Origin of the sequence: Amycolatopsis lexingtonensis (assembly GCF_014873755.1) — a bacterium.
Taxonomy (GTDB): Bacteria; Actinomycetota; Actinomycetes; order Mycobacteriales; family Pseudonocardiaceae; genus Amycolatopsis; species Amycolatopsis lexingtonensis.
This window is the reverse complement of record NZ_JADBEG010000001.1, coordinates 6620757-6640773: the sequence shown is the minus strand read 5'-3', so window position 1 is coordinate 6640773 and position 20017 is coordinate 6620757. Positions and strand designations below refer to the sequence as shown.

The 20017-nt window shown below is 71.6% G+C and carries 16 protein-coding genes; 11 read left to right on the top strand and 5 right to left on the bottom strand.

Annotation, left to right across the window (positions count from 1 at the left end; all coding sequences use genetic code 11):
• Positions 1-677 precede the first annotated feature (677 nt).
• From eccB to H4696_RS30105, 3 genes are all read left to right on the top strand, one after another.
• Positions 678-2315 carry a type VII secretion protein EccB gene (eccB, locus tag H4696_RS30115; RefSeq protein ID WP_086862312.1) on the top strand — a complete coding sequence of 546 codons (1638 nt, stop codon included), beginning with the start codon at positions 678-680 and terminating at the stop codon, positions 2313-2315.
• Positions 2316-2378: 63 nt separating this feature from the next.
• Complete coding sequence (locus H4696_RS30110) at positions 2379-2699, top strand: hypothetical protein (RefSeq protein WP_249027083.1); 321 nt, start codon at positions 2379-2381, stop codon at positions 2697-2699.
• Positions 2696-3778, top strand: coding sequence for a WXG100 family type VII secretion target (locus H4696_RS30105; protein WP_169735059.1), 1083 nt, complete (start codon positions 2696-2698; stop codon positions 3776-3778). The genes H4696_RS30110 and H4696_RS30105 overlap by 4 nt, the downstream gene beginning before the upstream one ends.
• Before the next feature lie 27 nt (positions 3779-3805).
• Here the strand turns inward: H4696_RS30105 and H4696_RS30100 are convergent, their stop codons facing one another.
• Together H4696_RS30100 and eccD are read right to left on the bottom strand one after the other, a co-directional pair.
• Positions 3806-5434 (bottom strand): S8 family serine peptidase, encoded by a 1629-nt coding sequence (locus H4696_RS30100; protein WP_192782622.1) that lies wholly within the window; start codon positions 5432-5434, stop codon positions 3806-3808.
• A gap of 20 nt (positions 5435-5454) precedes the next feature.
• Positions 5455-6819 carry a type VII secretion integral membrane protein EccD gene (eccD, locus tag H4696_RS30095; protein ID WP_086857640.1) on the bottom strand — a complete coding sequence of 455 codons (1365 nt, stop codon included), beginning with the start codon at positions 6817-6819 and terminating at the stop codon, positions 5455-5457.
• A 468-nt stretch (positions 6820-7287) separates the two neighbouring features.
• On the opposite strand from eccD, the gene eccCa reads away from it, so the two are divergent.
• The 5 genes from eccCa (at position 7288) to H4696_RS30070 (ending at position 14671) form a co-directional block, all read left to right on the top strand.
• Positions 7288-11301 (top strand): type VII secretion protein EccCa, encoded by a 4014-nt coding sequence (gene eccCa, locus H4696_RS30090; RefSeq protein WP_086857638.1) that lies wholly within the window; start codon positions 7288-7290, stop codon positions 11299-11301.
• Between the two features lie 103 nt (positions 11302-11404).
• Entirely contained in the window at positions 11405-13387 is a 1983-nt protein-coding gene (locus tag H4696_RS30085; RefSeq protein WP_086857637.1) for a type VII secretion-associated protein, read from the top strand.
• A gap of 14 nt (positions 13388-13401) precedes the next feature.
• On the top strand, positions 13402-13749 hold the full coding sequence (locus tag H4696_RS30080; RefSeq protein ID WP_086857636.1) for a hypothetical protein: 348 nt from the start codon (positions 13402-13404) through the stop codon (positions 13747-13749).
• A gap of 254 nt (positions 13750-14003) precedes the next feature.
• Positions 14004-14324 carry a WXG100 family type VII secretion target gene (locus H4696_RS30075; RefSeq protein ID WP_086857635.1) on the top strand — a complete coding sequence of 107 codons (321 nt, stop codon included), beginning with the start codon at positions 14004-14006 and terminating at the stop codon, positions 14322-14324.
• 53 nt (positions 14325-14377) lie between these two features.
• Positions 14378-14671, top strand: a complete 294-nt coding sequence (locus H4696_RS30070; RefSeq protein WP_086857634.1) for a WXG100 family type VII secretion target — start codon at positions 14378-14380, stop codon at positions 14669-14671.
• 78 nt (positions 14672-14749) lie between these two features.
• Here the strand turns inward: H4696_RS30070 and H4696_RS30065 are convergent, their stop codons facing one another.
• Together H4696_RS30065 and H4696_RS30060 are read right to left on the bottom strand one after the other, a co-directional pair.
• Positions 14750-15463: a DUF4333 domain-containing protein gene (locus tag H4696_RS30065; protein WP_086857633.1), complete on the bottom strand. Its 714-nt coding sequence runs from the start codon at positions 15461-15463 to the stop codon at positions 14750-14752.
• A gap of 29 nt (positions 15464-15492) precedes the next feature.
• Positions 15493-16386, bottom strand: coding sequence for a hypothetical protein (locus H4696_RS30060; protein ID WP_086857632.1), 894 nt, complete (start codon positions 16384-16386; stop codon positions 15493-15495).
• A gap of 260 nt (positions 16387-16646) precedes the next feature.
• Between H4696_RS30060 and rplM the strand changes: the two genes are divergently transcribed.
• From rplM to glmM, 3 genes are all read left to right on the top strand, one after another.
• Complete coding sequence (rplM, locus tag H4696_RS30055) at positions 16647-17099, top strand: 50S ribosomal protein L13 (RefSeq protein ID WP_086857631.1); 453 nt, start codon at positions 16647-16649, stop codon at positions 17097-17099.
• 14 nt (positions 17100-17113) lie between these two features.
• Entirely contained in the window at positions 17114-17635 is a 522-nt protein-coding gene (rpsI, locus tag H4696_RS30050; protein WP_086857630.1) for a 30S ribosomal protein S9, read from the top strand.
• A 173-nt stretch (positions 17636-17808) separates the two neighbouring features.
• Positions 17809-19143, top strand: a complete 1335-nt coding sequence (gene glmM, locus H4696_RS30045) for a phosphoglucosamine mutase (protein WP_086857629.1) — start codon at positions 17809-17811, stop codon at positions 19141-19143.
• Here glmM and H4696_RS30040 read toward each other — a convergent pair.
• Positions 19129-20010 (bottom strand): cytochrome P450, encoded by an 882-nt coding sequence (locus H4696_RS30040; protein ID WP_086857628.1) that lies wholly within the window; start codon positions 20008-20010, stop codon positions 19129-19131. The two genes, glmM and H4696_RS30040, sit on opposite strands and share 15 nt — an antisense overlap.
• Positions 20011-20017 lie beyond the last annotated feature (7 nt).

Here is a 20017-nt window from a genome sequence, read left to right as displayed (position 1 = left end):
CCGGACGAGCGGCGCCGCGCCGGCGCGGCCAGCCGCGTCGCGCCGGACGGGGGAGCGGGGCTGCCGCCGTCTTCGGGTCCCTGCGGGCCGCCGGGACCACCTGGGCCGCCGGGTCCGCCGCCGCCGGGGCCACCCGGGCCGCCAGGACCGCCGCCGCCGGGACCACCCGGACCACCAGGACCACCCGGACCGCCGCCGGGACCACCCGGGCCACCAGGCTTACCGGGACCACCCGGGCCGGGTCCACCAGGACGCCCGCCGGGGCCACCAGGACCGGGGCCGGGACCACCAGGGCCACGCGGGGGCATGCCGGGACCGCCCGGACCACCACCGGGCCCGCCGGGTACACCGGGACCACCGGGTCCACCGGGTCCGCCAGGGACGCCTCCTGGTCCACCGGGGATGCCTCCGGGGCCGCCGGGACCACCGGGTCTCACCGGACGCGGCGGCGGGCCCGGCTGGCGACCGGGCGGCGGGGGCCCGGGCGGGCCAGGCGGACGTGGAGGGTTGGTGACGGACATCCGCGCTTTCTCTTCCCCTCGTGCTTGCTGCGTACCCGGAAGCCGGGTCCCGGGGTGTCCGACACTAGCTTGAGTTGGTAGAAACCCCACACCAGACGGTCCCCGTACGGCTATCCTGCGGAACCGTACCGCGACGGGGAGAGCTGTAGGTCGAGAATGCCATCAACACCCACGACTAAGTCTCAGGTTCAGGCGTATCAGTTCGTCCTACGGAGGATGCAGTCGGCGCTGGTCCGGCGGGACGCCGTGATGCTGCACGACCCGATGCGCACCCACACGAGGGCCACCATCGTGGGGGTCGTGCTGGGCGCGCTCGGCATGATCGTGTTCGTCGTCTGGGGCCTGCTCAGCCCGGCGCCTTCGGTGCCGGAGGCCGGGAACATCGTGATCGGCGAGCAGTCCGGCACGGTCTACGTCGTGGCGGGCAACCCGAAGAAGCTGATCCCCACGTTCAACCTCGCGTCCGCGCGGCTCCTGTTGCTGGCGCAGCAGAAGCAGTCGAGCGCCGGCAGCGGCGGCGCGACCGCGGCACCGGCCGCGCCCGCCGCGGCGAGCCCGGCCAGTGTGAAGAATCCCACGGTCGTTTCGGACGCCCAGCTGGAGTCCATTCCGCGCGACAAACTCACCGGAATTCCGGACGGCCCGCAGCTGATCCCGTCGGATTCGCAGCGCATTTCCCCGAATTGGTCGGTGTGCGACCAGGTCCAGCTCGACCCGTCGCTGCCGAACCCCGACACCGGCAAGACCAAGACCTACGTCTTCGGCGGGATCGCGCCGTCCGGTCTCGGCACCGAACTGGGTGAAAACGAAGCGCTGCTGGCGAAGGCCGACAACGGCAAGACCTACCTCGTCTACCGGCTGCCGAGCTCGCGGAACCGGCCGAACGCCAACACCGTGCGCGCGGAGATCGACGTCGACAACGCCAACGACGCCGTCCGGACGGCGCTGCAGCTGCCGCCGACGCCGCGGAAGATCACGCCGGGCCTGCTGAACGCGATCCCGGAGGTCGCGCGCCTGGCCCCGCCCCGGATCGAGCCCGGCCAGCCCCCGGCCGACTTCGACGGGCTGACCGCCGGCGACGTCTTTTCCACGCAGCCGACCGGCGCGCAGCCGGACTACTGGGCGATCACCACGTCCGGCATCCAGAAGGTTTCCAACGCGGTGGCCGACATCATCCGCGTCGCGAAGAACGGCAGCGCGGGCCGGATCCAGGTCCTCGGCCTGGACAAGCTGGCCGGTGTGCGCGTGCTGCAGCCCACCGACAAGGACTACATCCCGGTCGACGACTTCCCGCGCTCGGTCCCGACGATCCTCGACGCGACGAAGAACTCCTCGGTCGCCTGCCTGGGCTGGTCGCTGGTCGGGTCCGGCACCGACCGGGACGCGCACACCTCGGTGTACGTCGACACGCAGCTGCCGGGCCAGAAGGGCAGCGGCGAGAAGTTCACCCCGATGACGGTGACCACGCCGGGCCCGAACCGCGTGCCGATCAACGGCTTCTACCTCAAGCCGGGCTTCGCCGCGGTGGTCCAGTCCGCGACCGGCAAGGACAGCTTCGGCAAGGGCACCATCCAGCTGATCTCGGACCGGGGCATCCGCTACAGCGTCCCGGACGCGGCGACGGCCGACGCGATCGGCTTGAACAACCGGCAGCCCGCGCCGGAGTCGGTCATCGGGCTGCTGCCGACCGGGGCGTCGCTGAACACCCAGGACGTGCTCAAGCAGTTCGACTCCGTGCCGATCGACCCGAACGCCGGCTCGTTCGCGACGCCGACCGCCCAAGCGGGGAACTGACCGGAACCGCCGGTCCGCCCCGGGCGTCACAGCCCGGACGCAACAGCTGAGCGGAGGTGCGCCGTGGCCGGCTTGAGGATGGACGGCGTCGTCGTCGCCGAGTACGCCAAGACGGCCGAGGCGGCCGCGGGTGACTTGGACGCGGCGGCGGCCGAGGTCGGGGGCGAGGGCGTGTCCGCGGAGTCCTACGGGGCGCTGGGGGCCGGGATCGGCCTCGGTGAGTCGTACGGGCGCGCGGCCGGGGCGCTGCGGCGCCAGCTGGCCGACGGCGCGGAGGCTCTGCGCTCGGCGGCGGAAGCGCTGCGGCAGGTCACGGTGCGCCACGACGGCCAGGACGCCGACGCCGCGGAGCTGATCAAGCGGGCCGGGAGGCTCGAGGGATGATCGCCGAAAGCTCGACCGAGTCCATCCCGCACCCCATGGCGAAGCAGCAGCCGGTGGCGGTGGCGGTCCCGCAGGGCGAGGACATCACCGCGGCGGCCGAGCCGTACCTGGGCTACCTCACGGACCTCTCGCGGCAGCTGGGGGTCATCGACCCCGTCGAGACGTACTTCCGCCCGCTGATCGGCCGCTGGGCCGACCTCGGCGCCGAAGCGGACCGTTTGCGCGCGGCGGCGTCCGTCGCGGCCGAGGTGTCCACCCGGCTCGACGACCAGCTGGGCCGCCTCGACGCGGGCTGGGAGGGCCGCGACGCGGATTCGTTCGTGGCTTACATCCGCGAAATCGGGGCGGCGGGCGGTGACCTCGAAGAAGCGCTCAACGTCCTGGCGGGCGCGCTCGACGAGCTGGTCGAGTCGGTCCGCCACGTCGTCGTCGACCTCGTCGAAGTCCTGGTGGACGCGGCGGACCTGACGTCGGAGACGATGCTCCTCCCGAGCGGCGGCGCCCGGCGGGCGCGGGCCCAGCTCGAGGAGACGCAGGAGTCGGCGAAGGCGCTGTACGAGACCGCGCGGGACGTCCTGGAGGCGTTCGACCGGCTCTGCGAAGGCGTCGACGACCCCGACGCGGCTTCGCGGAGCATCGAGATCCGGCACCGGTACCCGCAGGAGAAGTTCAAGCTGCACGACGGCGCGCTGAACGACGCCGCGGCCGAGGAAGCGACGACGACGCCGTCGTCGGCCGGGAACGCGGCCGGGTCGTCGGAAGAGGGCACGTCGCCGTCCTCGGCGGAGCCGAAGCACACCGGCGCGGGCACGCCCGACAACGCTCAGCCCGCCGACGCCCCGCAGCCCGCGCCCGCCCCGGACCACGCGGCGAACCAGTCGACGGCAGGCGGCGTCCCGATGATGCCGATGATGGGCTTCGGCGCGTTCGGCGGCGGTGGCGGTGGCCGCCGCCAGCCCAAGACGCGGCCGGTGACGAAGACGTCGGAACTGCTGGGGGAGCCCGGTCTGGTCGCCCCGCCGGTGATCGGCGAGGACGAAAAGCCGGCGCAGGACCAGAAGAAGCCGCCCGCGCCGTGAGGTGACGGCCCTCGCGGGCCGCCACTTTCAGCGGCGGGCCGGTCCGGTCTCGGCCGGGCGGTTGCGGCGGAGCGTGCGCATCACGAAGAGCGTGATCAGCAACGCCACCACGCCACCACCGGTGCCCGCCAGCGCCACGATCACCGGCGTCGAGCTGCGGTCGTTCGCCGGCGGCAGCTGCGCCATCTGCTGCGACGGGATCGGGGCCATGCCGCCGACTTCGGACGGCAGGGTCGCGGTCAGCGCGGCCACCGGGTCGATCACGCCGAAGCCGACGAAGTTGTCGCGCCCGCCGGGAGCGGCGGGGTGCTGCGCGGTCTCCTTGATCCGGTTGACGATGCCCCGGCCGTTCAGGTTCGGGTACTTCGCCTTGACCAGCGCGGCCAAGCCCGCCACGTAGGGCGCGGCGAAGCTGGTGCCCTGGATTTCGCTGGCCTTGTCACCGCTTTCGAACGTCAGGTTCGCCAGGCCGTTGGACCCCTCGGCGGGGTCGAGCGAGACGATCTTCGTCCCCGGCGCCGCGACCCCGACCCACGGACCGTGGACGCTGAACGGCGCGACCCCGCCGAACTCGTCGATCGCGCCGACGGACAGCACGTCGTCGGCGAACCACGGTGGCGTGACGATCGTCTTCGGCCGCTTGGCGTCCGGCTGGTCGTTCTGCGGGCAGGTGTCGGTCGCGTTGCCGGCGGCGGCGATGATCACGACGCCCTTTTCCGCCGCGAAGTGCGCGGCGGCTTGGACCTGCTGCTCGCCTTCGGTGATCGACCCGGTCGCCGGACGGCAGTTGTCGACCGACATGTTGATGATGTCGGCTTCGTTGCGCTCGGCGATGCCGCGGATGATCTCGGCCAGCGTCTTCAGCGTGCCCGCGGTGCCCGCCTTCTCCAGCTGGCGCCCGCCGTTCGACTGCCCGGGCGAGGTCTGGTCGCCTTCTCCAGAGCCGCCGCCACCGCCGTTGCTCGGCGGCAGGGCGGAGCTCGACCCGGCGGGCGGGTTGGTGCTCGACGACGGCGCCCCGCTCGAACTGCTCGGCGGCGGTGGCGTCGGAGTCGAGGTGTCGGGTTCGTAGTTCTCGCTCAGCTGCCGGTAGGACACGATCGTCGCGTCCGGGGCGACGCCGACGAACCCGACTTCCGGGTTGTCCGGCTTGGCCGCGATGATGCCCGCGACCTCGGTGCCGTGGCCGTCGCAGTCCTCGAGGCCGTCCGGCTTCCCGTTCTGCTTGGACACGTACTCGCCACCGGGCTTGAGCCGGTCCTGCAGCCACGGGTGCGGCGTGACGCCGGTGTCGACCACGGCGACGCGCACGCCCCGGCCGACGCCGCCGTCCGTGGCGCCCTTGACGATCTCCTGCGCCTTCGCGATCTGCAGGTAGTCCTGCCCCCACGGCCGGTACTTGATCTCGACGTTCTGGCCGAGCGTGCTGCGCTGGACGCAGCCCTTCGACTGCTTGTACTTCTTGTCCGGCTGGCGCGAGTCCGGGATCAGCTTGCTGTCGTCCACCGGGGGTGGCGTCGCGAAGTAGCCGTTGGCCGGGTCCGTCTGCGCCCAGCTCGGCAGCGCGGTCGCCAGCGGTGCGAGAACGCCGATGACGCCGGCGAAAAGGGCGGTCGTGGTCCGTGCGGTGACGCCGAAACGCCGGGGAGCAGCCATTCCAGATTCACCCGATCCGGTCACTTGAAGTTCAGGTGCCGCAGGGTGGTGTAGAGGTCCATCACACCCAGGGCGAGCGGGAGCACCGACGCGATGCAGAGCGCCTCGATGATCTCGACGGTCCGGCGCAGCGGCGGCGAGAAGCGCTGGTTCGGGAAGATCACGCCGACCACGAGCGCGCCCGCGGCGAGCAGGATCAGCACGCCGAAGACGTAGAGCAGGCGGTTCTGGGCGCTCGCCGAGACCAGCCAGCCGACGCCGATCCCGGTCGCCGAGACCAGGCCGGTGGTGAGCAGCGCGATCGCCTGGCTGCCGTTGGCGTACGCGCGGGCGCGCAGGAGCAGGACGAGCGTCGCGACGACGCCGAGGATGATCCCGAACGCGCCGGGCGCGCCGGCGGCGATGACCGCGGAGATGGCGACCGTGGCGCCGCAGCCGACCATCAGGCCGGTCATGTAGTCGTGCGCGACCGCCGTGCGGCGTTCGATCGCCCGGTAGTCGGGGAAGCCGGAGTCTTCCTTCAGCTCTTCCGCGTTGCTCGGGACGTGCGGCAGCGGCAGCTTCGCGAGCCAGATCGTGGCGCGCGGCAGGATGGAGATGCAGGCGAGGGCGACCGCGACGGTGCCAGCCGCGATGCCGGCCGCCGGGTGCGCGATGAGCGTGCCGAAGAGGAACGCCAGCGCCCCGAAGGTGCCGGCGGTGGCCGCCGCGATGAACGTCGTGATGCCGGCGCCGATGACCATGATGCAGACGGATGCGACGATGATCACGAGGACCGCGCCGAGCAGCAGGTTCGCCCGCAGGGACAGGCCGGGCACGGTGTAGAAGCCGCTGACGAACGCCAGTGGCAGGCCGCCCGCTGCGGCGATCAGCACGCCGGTCGCTTCCGCCTGGTAGCCCTTGGCGAGCGTGGCGCCGATCGCGACGCACGCGATCGCGCCGATGCCGCCCGCGATGGCGGCGCCGAGCGCGCTGCCGCCGTAGAAGGAGCCGCTCATGAACAGCGCGACGGCGGCGACGATCAGCGCCAGCCCGCCCGCGACGTGCCCGAAGCGGTTCGCCGTCTCCTTGGTCCACGGCCGGAAGCTGTCGGGGGAGGACTCGGCGATCGCGTCGACGACGTCGTCGTACAGCGGCGGCGGCGGGTTCTCGTTGCGCTTGCGCAGCTGCAGGAGCTCACCGTCGACGACGCCGAGCGAGGCCAGCGTCCGGCTCGGGTCGAGCGGCGCGTCCCCGAGCTTCGCGAGCGCCCAGCCACCGTGGCGGGCTCCGCCGTCGGGTGCCGTTTCCTTGGCCATGTCCAGCAGCATCGGCAGGAGGTCGGCCACCGCGACGTCGGCGGGCAGCGCCACGTCGATCCGCGTGGAGGGCGCGACGACCGTCACCCTGCTGAAAACTGTCGTGCCCGTAGCCACTGCACTGCCCCCGCTCGGTTGAGACTGCTCCCGGGGGAACTTATACCGAACCCCGGCACCGGCATCATCGAACGTCCGAAATTCACCGTCGAGCCCAGCTCAGGTCACCGGTGGCCCGGCCCGGTGACGGCTCCTCCGGCGTCTTGAATGAGTCATTCAGGACCTCCGAAGACCTGAATGACTCATTCAGGACGCCGCGGAGGGCATAGTCGAGCCAGGTCGGGATCCGGAGGGCGTGGACGCCCCGTTCACCGTCATCCGCAGGTCGGCGGCCGCGAGGTGGGATTACTGTCGGTGCCGGGCCGTACACTCGCGGGGCGAGGTCGGGAGCGGTTGCGGCATCCGCCGGAATTCCGCCAGCACGTTCGATAGGTTGTTCGCGCACCTTGCGCACCAAGCGGTGGCAGCCATCGTCGAGTTTGAATGAGGGGTCCTTCGATGAGCACGCTGCAGTTCAAGAAGTCGCCGCGGCTGGCGGCACCGCGCCCACCGGGCGGTGAGGTGCACCTCGAGCCGCCGCCCGAGGTGCCCCGGGTCATCCCCGGGAACATCGTGATGAAGGCGCTGCCGGTCGTGATGATCGTCGCGTCGCTCGGGATGATGGTCTTCATGTTCCAGGCCAGCAACCGGAACCCGATGATGATGGCCATGGGCGGCATGATGGTCGTCGGCACGCTCGGGATGATGGCCGGCGGCGGTGGCAAGGGCGGCGGCGCCAAGCGCGCCGAGATGGACGAAGACCGCAAGGACTACCTCCGCTACCTGGGCCAGATGCGTGACCGCGCGCGTGAGGCGATGGTCGACCAGCGCGCCGCGCTCGAGTGGGTGCACCCCGACCCGCAGTCGCTGTGGTCGCTGGCCGCCAGCCGCCGGATGTGGGAACGCCGCCAGAACGACCAGGACTTCCTGCACCTGCGCGTGGGCCGCAGTTCGCACCGCCTCGCGACGCGGCTGGTCCCGCCGCAGACCGGGCCGGTCGACGAGCTGGAGCCGATCGCCACCCTCGCGCTGCGCCGGTTCGTGCGCGCGCACTCGATCGTGCCGGACCTGCCCACCCAGATCACCCTCCGCGGGTTCGCCGCGGTGAGCATGCAGGGCGACCGGGCGCTGACCCGCGGCCTGACCCGCGCGATGCTCGCGCAGATGGTCACCTTCCACAGCCCCGACGACGTGCTGGTCGCGGTCGCCACCGCGGGCCGCGCGAAGGAGGAGTGGGAGTGGGCGAAGTGGCTGCCGCACGCCCAGCACCCGACCCTGTCGGACGGCATCGGCCAGCTCCGCATGATGGCCGGTTCGCTGGCCCAGATCGAAAACTGGCTCGACGAAGAACTCCGTGACCGCCAGCGCTTCTCCCGCAACGCCACGCCGGCGCCGGACCAGCCGCACGTCGTCATCATCATCGACGACGCCGAAGTGACCCGCGAAGAGCAGATCGTCCTCGAAGAGGGCCTGGTCGGCGTCACGCTGATCGACCTGTCCGACTCGCTCGGCAACCTCGCCGCCCGCCGCGGCCTGCGGCTGGTCGTGGAGGCCGACCGGCTCGGCGCCCGCAGCGCCGGCGGTGTCGAGTGGTTCGGCCGCCCCGACACCCTCAGCCTGGTGGAGACCGAGTCGCTGGCCCGGCTCATCTCGCCCTACCGCGTCGGTGGCGCGGCGGGGCAGGACGTCGGCGACGAAGAGCCGCTGCTGTCCAACCCCTCGCTGCTGGAACTGCTCGGCATCCCGGGCGACCCGATGACCTTCGACGTCCAGCAGGCGTGGCGGCCCCGGCCGATCCGCGACCGCTACCGCGTCCCGTTCGGGGTCGGGGAGTACGGCCAGCCGGTGGAGCTCGACATCAAGGAAGCCGCCGCCGAGGGCATGGGCCCGCACGGCCTGTGCATCGGCGCGACCGGTTCCGGTAAGTCCGAGTTCCTCCGCACGCTGGTGCTGGGTCTGCTGGCCACGCACTCGTCGAGCACGCTCAACTTCGTCCTCGTCGACTTCAAGGGTGGCGCGACGTTCATGGGCCTGGACAAGGCCCCGCACGTCTCCGCGGTCATCACCAACCTCGCCGACGAGGTCACGCTGGTCGACCGGATGAAGGACGCGCTGGCCGGCGAGATGAACCGGCGCCAGGAAGCGCTGAAGAACGGCGGTAACTTCAAAAACGTCTGGGAGTACGAGAAAGCCCGCGAAAACGGCGCCGACCTCGACCCGCTGCCCGCGCTGTTCATCGTCTGTGACGAGTTCTCCGAGCTGCTGTCGGCGAAGCCGGACTTCATCGACCTGTTCGTCGCCATCGGCCGGCTGGGCCGGTCGCTGCAGATGCACATGCTGCTCGCCTCGCAGCGCCTCGAGGAAGGCAAGCTGCGCGGCCTGGACTCGCACCTGTCGTACCGGATCGGCCTCAAGACGTTCTCGGCGGCGGAATCCCGCGCCGCGATCGGCGTGCCGGACGCGTTCGAGCTGCCGTCGGTCCCCGGTGGTGGCTACCTGAAGTACGACACCTCGACGCTGGTGCGGTTCAAGGCCTCCTACGTCTCGGGCCCGTACCGGCCGGCCGGCCTCAAGGCGGCGGGCCCGGCGGCGACCGTGGTCCGCGCCGACAAGCGGCCGCAGCTGTTCGTCCCGGACTTCGTGGAACTGCCGAAGGAGCCGGAGCCGCAGTTCATCGAGGAAGCCCCCAAGGAAGAACAGCGGCAGTCCGAAGAAGCGGTCGAACCCTCGGAGCTGGACGTCATCGTCTCGCGGCTGGTCGGGCAGGGCCCGCCGGCGCACGAGGTGTGGCTGCCGCCGCTGAAGGACCCCAACTCGCTCGACACGCTGCTGCCGAACCTGAACCCGACCGACGACCGCGGCCTGTCCCCGGTCGGCTTCTTCGGCAACGGACGGCTGCAGGTGCCGCTGGGCATCATCGACCGGCCGTACGAGCAGCGGCGCGACCCGCTGTGGGCGGACTTCTCCGGCGCGGCCGGGCACGGCGTGATCGTCGGCGGCCCGCAGTCGGGCAAGTCGACGATGCTGCGGACGCTGATCATGTCGATGGCGCTCACGCACACCCCCGAGGAAGCGCAGTTCTACTGCCTCGACCTCGGTGGTGGCACGCTGACCGGTCTGGCCGACCTGCCGCACGTCGGTGGCGTCGCGGTGGCCCGGCGCGAGCCGGACAAGGCGCGGCGGATCGTGGCCGAGCTGACCACCCTGCTCACCGAGCGGGAGGGCCGGTTCGGGGCGATGGGTATCGACTCGATGACCGAGTTCCGCAACCGCAAGCGCCGCGGCGAGATCCGCCCGGACCAGGACCCGTTCGGCGACGCGTTCCTCGTCGTGGACAACTGGCGGGCGTTGCGGGATGACTTCGAAGAGCTGGAAACCACGATCACCCGGCTGGCCACGCAGGGTCTGTCCTACGGGGTGCACGTGATCGTGGCGGCGAACCGGTGGGCGGACATCCGCCCGGCGATCAAGGACATGCTGGGCACCCGGTTCGAGCTGCGCCTCGGTGACCCGACCGAGTCGGACATCGACCGCCGGGTCGCGGTGAACATCCCGGCCGGGCGGCCGGGCCGGGGCCTGACCCGGGAGAAGCTGCACATGCTGGGCGGTCTCCCGCGCATCGACGGGTCCAGCGACCCGGAGACGATCGCGGCCGGGGTGGCGGATGCGGTGGCGAAGATCAAGGGCGCCTGGCGCGGCCGGGTCGCGCCGCAGGTCCGCCTGCTGCCGGAGATGATCACCTACGAAGACGTGCTCAAGCTCGACACCGCGCGGGACTCCAAGCTCGTCCCGATCGGCGTCAACGAAGAAGACCTGCAGCCGATCTACCTCGACTTCAACGCCGAGCCGCACTTCTACGCGTTCGCGGACGGCGAGTCGGGCAAGACGAACCTGCTGCGGCAGATCGCCCGGGGCATCTCGGAGCGCTACACCTCGCAGGAAGCGCTGATCCTGCTGGTGGACTACCGGCGCACGATGCTCGGCTTCGTGCAGGGCGACGCGCTGCTCGGGTATGCGGTGTCGGCGAACCAGCTGGAGAGCATGGTCGGCGACGTCTTCAACTCGATGACGCGGCGCCTGCCGGGCCCGGACGTCACCCAGGAACAGCTGAAGACCCGCTCGTGGTGGAAGGGCCCGGAGCTGTTCATCCTGGTCGACGACTACGACCTGGTGGCCACGTCGACGGCCAACCCGCTGCGGAAGATCTCCGACTTCCTGCCGCAGGCCAAGGACGTCGGCCTGCACCTGGTGGTCGTGCGGCGCACCGGTGGTGCGTCGAAGGCGATGTACGACCCGATCATCGGCAAGCTCAAGGAGATCGCGGCGCCGGGCATGGTGATGAACGGTTCCCGCGACGAGGGCGCGCTGGTCGGCAACATCAAGCCGAGCGCGATGCCGCCCGGCCGAGGCAACCTGCTGACCCGGAAGAACGGCAAGCAGCTGATCCAGGTGTCGTGGATCCAGCCCGACTAGGCACGACGGCGGGGCGCCTCACGGCGGGGGGTAGGTTCCTCCCCGTGGGGGCGCCCCGACGGCGGGGTGCGGGGGAACGCGACAAGTACTGCGGGAGCTGCTGGTGACGGTCCGGGTTGCGGTGGACTTCGGGACATCGAGCACCTGCGTCGTCGCCTCGGTGAACGGGCGCGAGCCGCAGGTCGTGGTGATCGACGGCCAGCCGCTGATGTCCTCGGCGGTGTTCGCGGCCGCGGACGGCACGTTGTTCGTCGGCCAGGAGGCCGAGCGGCAGGCGGCGGTCGACCCGTCGCGGTACGAGCCGAACCCGAAGCGGCGGATCGACGAAGGCGAGCTGCTGCTCGGGGACAGCGTGCTGCGGGTGACCGACGTCGTGCACGCCGTCCTGGGGCGCGCGGTGGCCGAGGCGCGCCGGCTCGCCGGCGAAGCCGAGGTCGACCTGCTGGTGCTGACCCACCCCGCGGACTGGGGCGCGATCCGCACCCGGCTGCTGCGGCAGGCGGCGGGCGGGCTGGCGCGCGAGGTCGCGCTGGTGCCGGAGCCGGTCGCGGCGGCGGTCTACCACGCGGCGACGTTCGCGCCGCAGGACGTGACGAACGACCGCACCGTCGAGTTCAGCGGCCGCCCCGGCGACGCGCTCGCGGTGCTGGACCTCGGCGGCGGCACGGTGGACGTCAGCGTGGTCCGGCGGCTGCCGCCGGAGACCGCGCGGGACCGCGCCGGCCGGCCGCAGCGCGGCGGGTTCCAGGTCCTCGCCACCCGCGGCGACCCCGGGTTCGGCGGCGCGGACATCGACCAGGCACTGCTGGAGCACGTCGGCTCGCTGGTGTCCGCCGCGGACCCGGACGCGTGGCGCCAGCTCGTCGAAGGGCGCGAAATGGTCGACCGGCGCCGCCGTCGCGTGCTGCGCCAGGACGTCCGGGGCGCGAAGGAAACCCTTTCGCGGCACGCCTACACGGACGTGCCGATGCCACCGCCGTTCGCCGACGCCCACGTCACCCGCGAGGACCTGGAGCGGCTGATCGCCGCGCCGCTGGGCCGCGCGGTCGAGCTGACGGTCGCGGCGATCGGTGACGCGGGACTGCGCCCGAAGCAGCTCACAGCGATTTTCCTGGTCGGCGGGTCGAGCCGGATCCCGATGATCTCGCGGCTGGTGCACGAGCGCACCGGCGTCGTGCCGACGAGCCTCGACCAGCCCGAAACCGTGGTGGCGCGCGGCGCGTTGCGGGCGGTGCTGGTGGACCCGGACCGCACCGGCGCCCTCCCCGGCGAAACGATGGCGCGGCTCGGCGCCGTCCCGGGCGGCGCGCACAGCCCGTCGGCGCAGCGCACGGAGGTCGTCCGGCCCGGCGACGTCGCCCCGCGCCCGGCCCCGCCGCGCACCCCGCCCGCCCCGGGCGGGTTCCCGAACCGCCCGGTGCCCCCGCCGTCGCCGCCGCGCGGCCAGCCGGCGGCGCGCCCGTGGACCCCGCCCGCCGGGCAGCCCGGCCCGCCGTCAAGTCCCGGCCGTCCCGCGCCGGAACCGGCGGCGAAGAGCAAGCGGAAGCTGTGGGGTGTCGCCGGGATCGCGGTGGTCGTCGTGGCCGCGCTCGTCGTCGCCGGCTTCTTCGTGTTCAAGAGCTCCGGGGACGACGCCGCGAGCGGCCGCACGCTCTCGCAGTACGACTTCAAGTTCGTCGCGCCGGGGGACTGGGTCCAGACCGACGACCGGGTCGCCGACCGGCAGGTCGTGATCCACCCGCAGGAATCCCGCGACGGCAACGACCTGCTGGTCGCGCAGGAATACGTGATGGACTACGACGCGACCGCCGATCCGCAGAAGCTGGTCGACGAGCTCAAGCGCAGCGCGGACGCCGACACCGACCGCTGGAGCGCGTTCACCCCGAGCCTGTCCTACGCCGGCCGGACCGTGATCGGTTACCACGAAAGCAAACCGGGCCGGCCGGATCTCCAGGTCGACTGGTACGTCGTGGCGAAGGGCAAGGTGCGGGTGCACATCGGCTGCCAGTACGCGACGGCGCAGTTGCGGGACCGGGTGGCCGTCGCGTGCACGCAAGCCGTGTCCACGGTCGAAATCCTCAACTGAGAGGAGGGCACGCGGTGCCGTCCGAAGAATTCGAAAGCGCCGCGGCGTCCTTCAAGCGGATCGGGCAGGACGCGGTGACGCACGCCCGTCGCGTCGCGGGGAACGCGAAGGCGCGCAGCCAGCGGCGCCGGAGCGAAAACGCCGAGCTGCTCAAGCGCAGCGGCCGCGGGGCGAAGTCCGGCGACCCGACGCCCGGTGCGCTGCGCGCCGCCGCCGAACGGTTCCGCCGCGCCCGCGGGCTGGCCGTCCCGGTGGTTCCCGATCCGGTTCCTTCGCTTTCGCAACCTCCGGCCCGCTCCCCTCGATCGGGTGACGAAGACGAAGACTTTTCCCAGATGCGAATCATGAAACGCGATCAGTGAGAGCGCGCCGACGGTCGCTGTGCGTGTGCTAACTCCGCTGGTGGAGAACACATTTTCGGGTGACGCGTCGCCGGGCCGTGGCGCCGCTCGAATACCCGTGGCGATCGGTTCCCGCGGCGAGCGTTAACGCAAGCAACTACTTGCGGGCAAAGCACGACAAGGGGGAACCGGGCATGGCAATGTCTGCGTCGTAGGGCCGTACAACGAACAAGCCTGGTACGGACGATCATCAATCTTGCGAAGGGGGTTCCGGCATGACTGTCGGATTCCAGGGAACACCGGCTCAGTTCACCGAGGCCGAAGGCCGCGTCACCGAGGTGCGCGCCGGCATGGACGCCAACCTCTCCACGCTGCGCGACCGCATCGAGGCCACCCGCGCCGGCTGGCAGGGTGAGGCCCAGAAGGCGTTCGACCACGTCATGCAGCGCTTCGACGAGGACGCCCGCGGCATGAACCAGGCCCTGCAGAAGATCGCGGAGCTGCTCAAGGAAGCCGGCTCGAAGTACGAGCGCTCCGAGCAGCAGCAGCAGGAGATCATGCAGGCCGTCAACCGCGGCTTCGACCGGCTCGGCTGACCCACCCGTTCACCCAGACCACCTGACTTCCGCATTCTCAAAAGGAGCACACCATGCCTGATGGCGCCGGCATTGTCGTCAATTACGCCACCATCCACGCGGCCGCCGAAGACTGCAGCACCACCGGCAACGAGCTGCAGCAGGCGTTCGACCGCCTGAAGGACGACCTCAAGCCGCTGGTCACCACCTGGACCGGTGCCGCGAAGGACCAGTACGACCAGGCCCAGCGCAACTGGGACCAGAAGTTCGAGGACCTGAAGCAGGTTCTGGCGCAGATCGCCGCCGCCCTGCCGCAGATCGCCGACGGCTACCAGAGCACGGACAAGGCCGTCGAGGGCCTGTTCTGAGCCGCTAGCCCCGGAAACCACGGCGGGCCCGCACTCCGGTGCGGGGCCCGCCGTTTTCCGTTGTGGGGCAGGAAAAACTCAGTGCGGGGCGCCGACCTCGTACTCCGGCCGGTCGTTGAGCACCCGCACGGTCACCTTCTTCGCCTGCCCGCCGATCGTGACGGTGCAGTCGAAGGTCGTCCCGTTCTGGGCGGCTTCGTTCGCCGGGCACTGCGCGTCCTTCACGTCCGGCTCGCCGTAGTTCTCGTTGAGGACCTTGACCACACCGTCCTGAAGGGACTGTTGCTCGAGGACGTCCCCGCGGAACGCGCCCAGCAGCCACGCCGCTCCGCCGCCGACGACGAGCACCAGGACGGCCGCGCCCGCGATCAGCAACGGCTTCTTGGACTTCGGCTTCTTCGCCGGTTCCGCGGCGAACGCGCCCAGCCCGCCGTACTGCGTCGGCTGGAACCCGCCGCCGTACTGCTGACCCGGCTGGCCCGGCTGTCCCGGGGCGGGTTGCGCGGGCCACCCGCCACCGGGCGTGCCAGGCTGCTGCGGCGTCGGCTGGGACGGCGGCTGCCACGGAGCCGGCGGACCCGGCTGCCACGGCCCCGAGAACGACCCCGTCGTGCCGGGCTGCGGCCCCTGGTTCCACGGGCCCGTGTAGGAACCCGAGCCCGGGTCGGCGTGCTGCTGCTGCCACTGCCCGGCGTGCGGGCCGGTCGCCTGCTGCTCGGGCTGCCAGGCGGGCTGGTTCGGCTGCGGCTGCGGCTGCCACCGCGGCTGCGGCTGGTCCGGCGGCTGGGTCATCGGAGCTCACCTCGGGTCGTGGTCACGCTTCAGCTGCCTTGGGCTTCGCCGAGCTTGCGGTAGAACTCGTTCATGGCCGCTCGGTCGGGCAGCACGGTGATCTGGGACGCGTCCGGCAGCTTCGGCATGTCCTGCAGGCTCGCCTTGCCGGTGAACCGGAAGTCGTACTTGAGCTCGAGGTTGTGCCCGTCGCCGGAGAACTTGGCCTCCATCCCGAACGAGACCAGGCTGCCGTCCGGGTTCAGCGTGATCGTCGCCGGGACCGGCGCCTTCTTCAGCTCCGGCCCGATCTGGTCGGTGATGCTCTTCGGCAGGATCTCGACCCGGTTCTTGACGAAGACCTCGAACGGCACCATCACCGTCAGCGCGGTCTTGCCGTCGCCGAGGCTCTTCGCGCCGCGCACGGCCCGCTTGTCGGCCTTGTAGGCGTCGACGGTCGAGTCCGCCATCCGGCACGGCGTCAGCACGCCGCCCCAGACGCACGGCTGGACCAGCCCGGCCTCCGGTTTCGGCATCGACACCCACGCCGTCGGCGAGACGCCCTTCTGGACGTACATCGGGCCGAGGTAGGTGTACTCGACCGTGCCGTCCGCCGGCGTGTACGTGTCGATGATCTCGTCGGGGTTCTTCTGCGAGCGGTGCCGCACGACGCGGTTCTCCGGGCTGCCGGTGCGGGCCGACGTCACCGTGCTGTGGATCCACTTCTCGTCGAACTTGAAGTAGGCGTCCAGCGAGTTGGTGACGTCGCGCGTGTCGGTGATGGCGTCGCTCAGCTTGCCGATCACCTGCTCGAACTTGCCGCCGACGTAGTCCGCCGCGTCGTCGCCCTTCGCCAGCGCGGTGCCCGCCTTCGCCTGGCCGCAGGCGCTGACCAGGGCCAGGACGGCACCCAGGACGAAGATCGCCGTCGGTCGTTTCCTCATGCCGTCCCCTGCTCGCGTGTGCCGCCCGGATGGTCCCATCCTCGCGTGTCGTGGCGACGCGTGCAGGCGGTTCGACCGGAAAACCGGGTACAGTCCGGCTGCGCCCGGGCCGGTGAAAGCCTAGTATGGGCGCTCCCACCCACCCCCGATGCACGGGTGCGGTGGACGTGGGGGTATCTTCATATGTCGTTGTGCGTTGCGGCGCATCAGCGCTAGGCCCGCACAGAACCCACACGCAATGTTGACGACGAGGTAGACCCTTGCCCACGTACAGCCCCAAGCCCGGCGACGTCACTCGTGCCTGGCACGTGATCGACGCCGAGGATGTCGTGCTCGGCCGGCTCGCGACCGAGGTCGCCACGCTGCTGCGCGGCAAGCACAAGCCGACCTACGCCCCGCACGTGGACACCGGTGACTTCGTCATCATCGTCAACGCCGAGAAGGTCGCGCTCACCGGAAACAAGCGCGAGCAGAAGTTCGCGTACCGGCACAGCGGTTACCCGGGCGGTCTGCGGAAGCGCTCGTTCGGCGAGCTGCTGGACACCAAGCCCGAGCACCTTGTCGAAAAGGTCGTCAAGGGCATGCTGCCGAAGAACAAGCTCGGCCGCGCCCAGGCGAAGAAGCTCAAGGTGTACGCCGGCCCGCAGCACCCGCACACCGCGCAGCAGCCGCAGGTGCGCGAGATCACCAAGATCGCGCAGGTCGCGCAGTGAGTGAGGAACAGTCTGTGACCAGCACCGAGACCGAGACCCCCGAGGTCGTTGAGGCCACCGAGGCGACCGAGACCGGCGCCGTGGCCACCAGCGAGACCCCGGTCGCCACCAGCGAGTCGGAAGCCGCGCCGCGCCCGTCGCGTGCCGCCGGCGGCAACGCGCAGACCGTCGGCCGCCGCAAGGAAGCCGTCGTCCGCGTCCGGGTCGTCCCGGGCACCGGCCAGTTCAAGCTCAACGGCCGCACCCTCGAGGAGTACTTCCCGAACAAGGTGCACCAGCAGCTCATCAAGGACCCGCTGGTCCTGGTCGAGAAGCCGGACTCGTTCGACATCTTCGCCAACCTGCACGGTGGCGGCGTCTCGGGTCAGGCGGGCGCGCTGCGCCTGGCGATCGCCCGTGCGCTCATCGAGGTCGACGCCGACGACCGCCCGGCCCTCAAGAAGGCCGGCTTCCTGACCCGTGACGCGCGCGCCACGGAGCGGAAGAAGTACGGCCTCAAGAAGGCCCGCAAGGCCCCGCAGTACAGCAAGCGCTGATCGCGCCCTCAGGCGCAACCCACCGGAGCGCCCATCCGTCCATCGGATGGGCGCTCCGGTTTTTTTCTGGTCGTTGTGTCGTTTCCGGGCTCCGGAGCGACACTCGGGGGTGGGGGAACGCGGTCCGTCAGGGTCGCTAGGTTGTCGTGGTAGGTCCACAAGGAGGTCGATCGATGGCACGCCTGTTCGGTACCGACGGGGTACGTGGCCTGGCCAACGCCGAGCTGACGCCGGAGCTGGCTCTCTCGCTGGCGGCGAGCGCCGCCCGCGTGCTCGCTGCGCACGACCGCTCGCACCGGCCGGTCGCCGTCGTCGGCCGTGACCCGCGGGCCAGCGGCGAGATGCTCGAAGCCGCGGTGGTCGCGGGCCTCACGTCCGCCGGGGCCGACGTCCGCCTCGTCGGCGTCCTGCCCACGCCCGCGGTCGCGTACCTGGTCGGCGCGCTCGAAGCCGACCTCGGCGTGATGATCTCCGCGTCGCACAACCCGATGCCGGACAACGGCATCAAGCTCTTCGCCGCGGGCGGGCACAAGCTCCCCGACGGCATCGAGGACGAGATCGAGGCCGGCCTCTCCGCCGACGCGGTCCGCCCCACCGGCATCGGTGTCGGGCGCGTCACCGCCGTCGAGGACGCGCTCGACCGCTACGCCGCCCACCTGCTGAGCGCGACCCCGCACTCGCTCGCCGGGCTGAAGGTCGTCGTCGACTGCGCGAACGGCGCGTCGTCGGCCGCCGCGCCCGAGGTCTACCGCCGGGCCGGCGCCGAGGTCGTCGCGCTGCACGCCGACCCGGACGGCGTCAACATCAACGAGCACTGCGGCTCCAACCACCCCGAGAAGCTGCGCGAGGCGGTCGTCAAGCACGGCGCCGACCTGGGCATCGCGCACGACGGCGACGCCGACCGCTGCGTGGCCGTGGACTCCGCCGGCGAGCTGATCGACGGCGACCAGATCATGGCGGTGCTGGCGCTCGCGCTGGCCGAGTCCGGTGAGCTGGCGAAGGACACGCTGGTCGCGACCGTGATGAGCAACCTCGGCCTGCACCTGGCGATGAAGGCCCACGGCGTCACCGTCGTCACGACGGCGGTCGGCGACCGGTACGTCCTCGAGGAGCTGCGCGCGAGCGGCTACGCGCTCGGCGGCGAGCAGTCCGGGCACGTCGTGCTCCCGGCCCACGCGACCACCGGTGACGGCCTGCTGACGGCGCTGCGCCTGATGAGCCGCATGGCCGAGACGGGCAAGTCCCTCGCCGACCTCGCCGCCGTGATGAACCGGCTGCCGCAGGTCCTGGTGAACGTCCCGGTCGCGGACAAGACCGCGGTCGCCGGCTCGACCGAGGTCCGCGACGCCGTCGACGAGGTGGAAGCCGAGCTGGGCGAGGAGGGCCGGGTGCTGCTGCGCCCGTCCGGCACCGAGCAGCTGGTCCGCGTGATGGTCGAGGCCCCGGCCCAGGCCACCGCCCAGGCGGCGGCCGACCGCCTGGCCGGCGTCGTCTCAGCCGTTTCCTGACCGGGTCACCACGGCCTTCGCCAGGCCGTGGAACACCGGGTGGGTCTTCCAGCGGACGTCGGTGACCTCACAGCCGTCGGCGAGGAGCTTCGCCAGCGCTCCCAGCGCGATCTCGCCTTCGGCCAGCGCCACGCCCGAACCCGGGCACGCGTGGCGCCCGAGCCCGAACGGCAGCCCGTCGGCCAGCGAGATCGCCACCGGGCCGCCGGCGCCGAAGCGCAGGACGTACCGGGCCGGGCAGATCTCCGCCACCAGCTCGCGCACGGTCCGCGGTCCCGAAGTGGCGAGCTCCAGCCCGGCACAGGCCAGGAAGTTCAGCGAGTTCTCGTAGGCGGCGTGCGCGAGCACCACCGGGTTGAACATCAGCTCGTCGTCGTCCAGCCGTCCGGCCGCGTGCGCGTCCCGCAGCGCCGTGAGGCCGCCCGGCCCGGCCGGGGTGCGGCTGAGCTGCACCGCGAGCCGGAACGCGGCCGCCTGCCCGGTCCGGTCCGTGCCGCCGAAGACGTCGAGGTTCGCCGTCGTCGCCTCCAGGCGGTCCAGGAAGCCGTCGTCGAGGGCGATCCCCAGCACCGCCGCCGTCACCGCGCCCGCGACCGGCCGCGCGAAGTCGCGCACCAGGTCGAACTCGGGACCCAGCCCGGCCACCACGGCCTCGATCCCGGCGAGCACCGGGGCAGGCAGCGGCTCCAGCCCGGCGATGATCTCCCGCAGCACCCCGCGTAACCGGGTGTGGCCCTCGCCGTCGCACAGCAGCACGCTGGGCGAGCCGACGCCGGGATCCGACGTCAGGTCCGGCGAGCGCAGCGCCCGCGCGCTCGCGTCGCGTCCGGTGACGACGCCGATCCCGTGCTCTTCGAACTGGTCCATCGCCCGC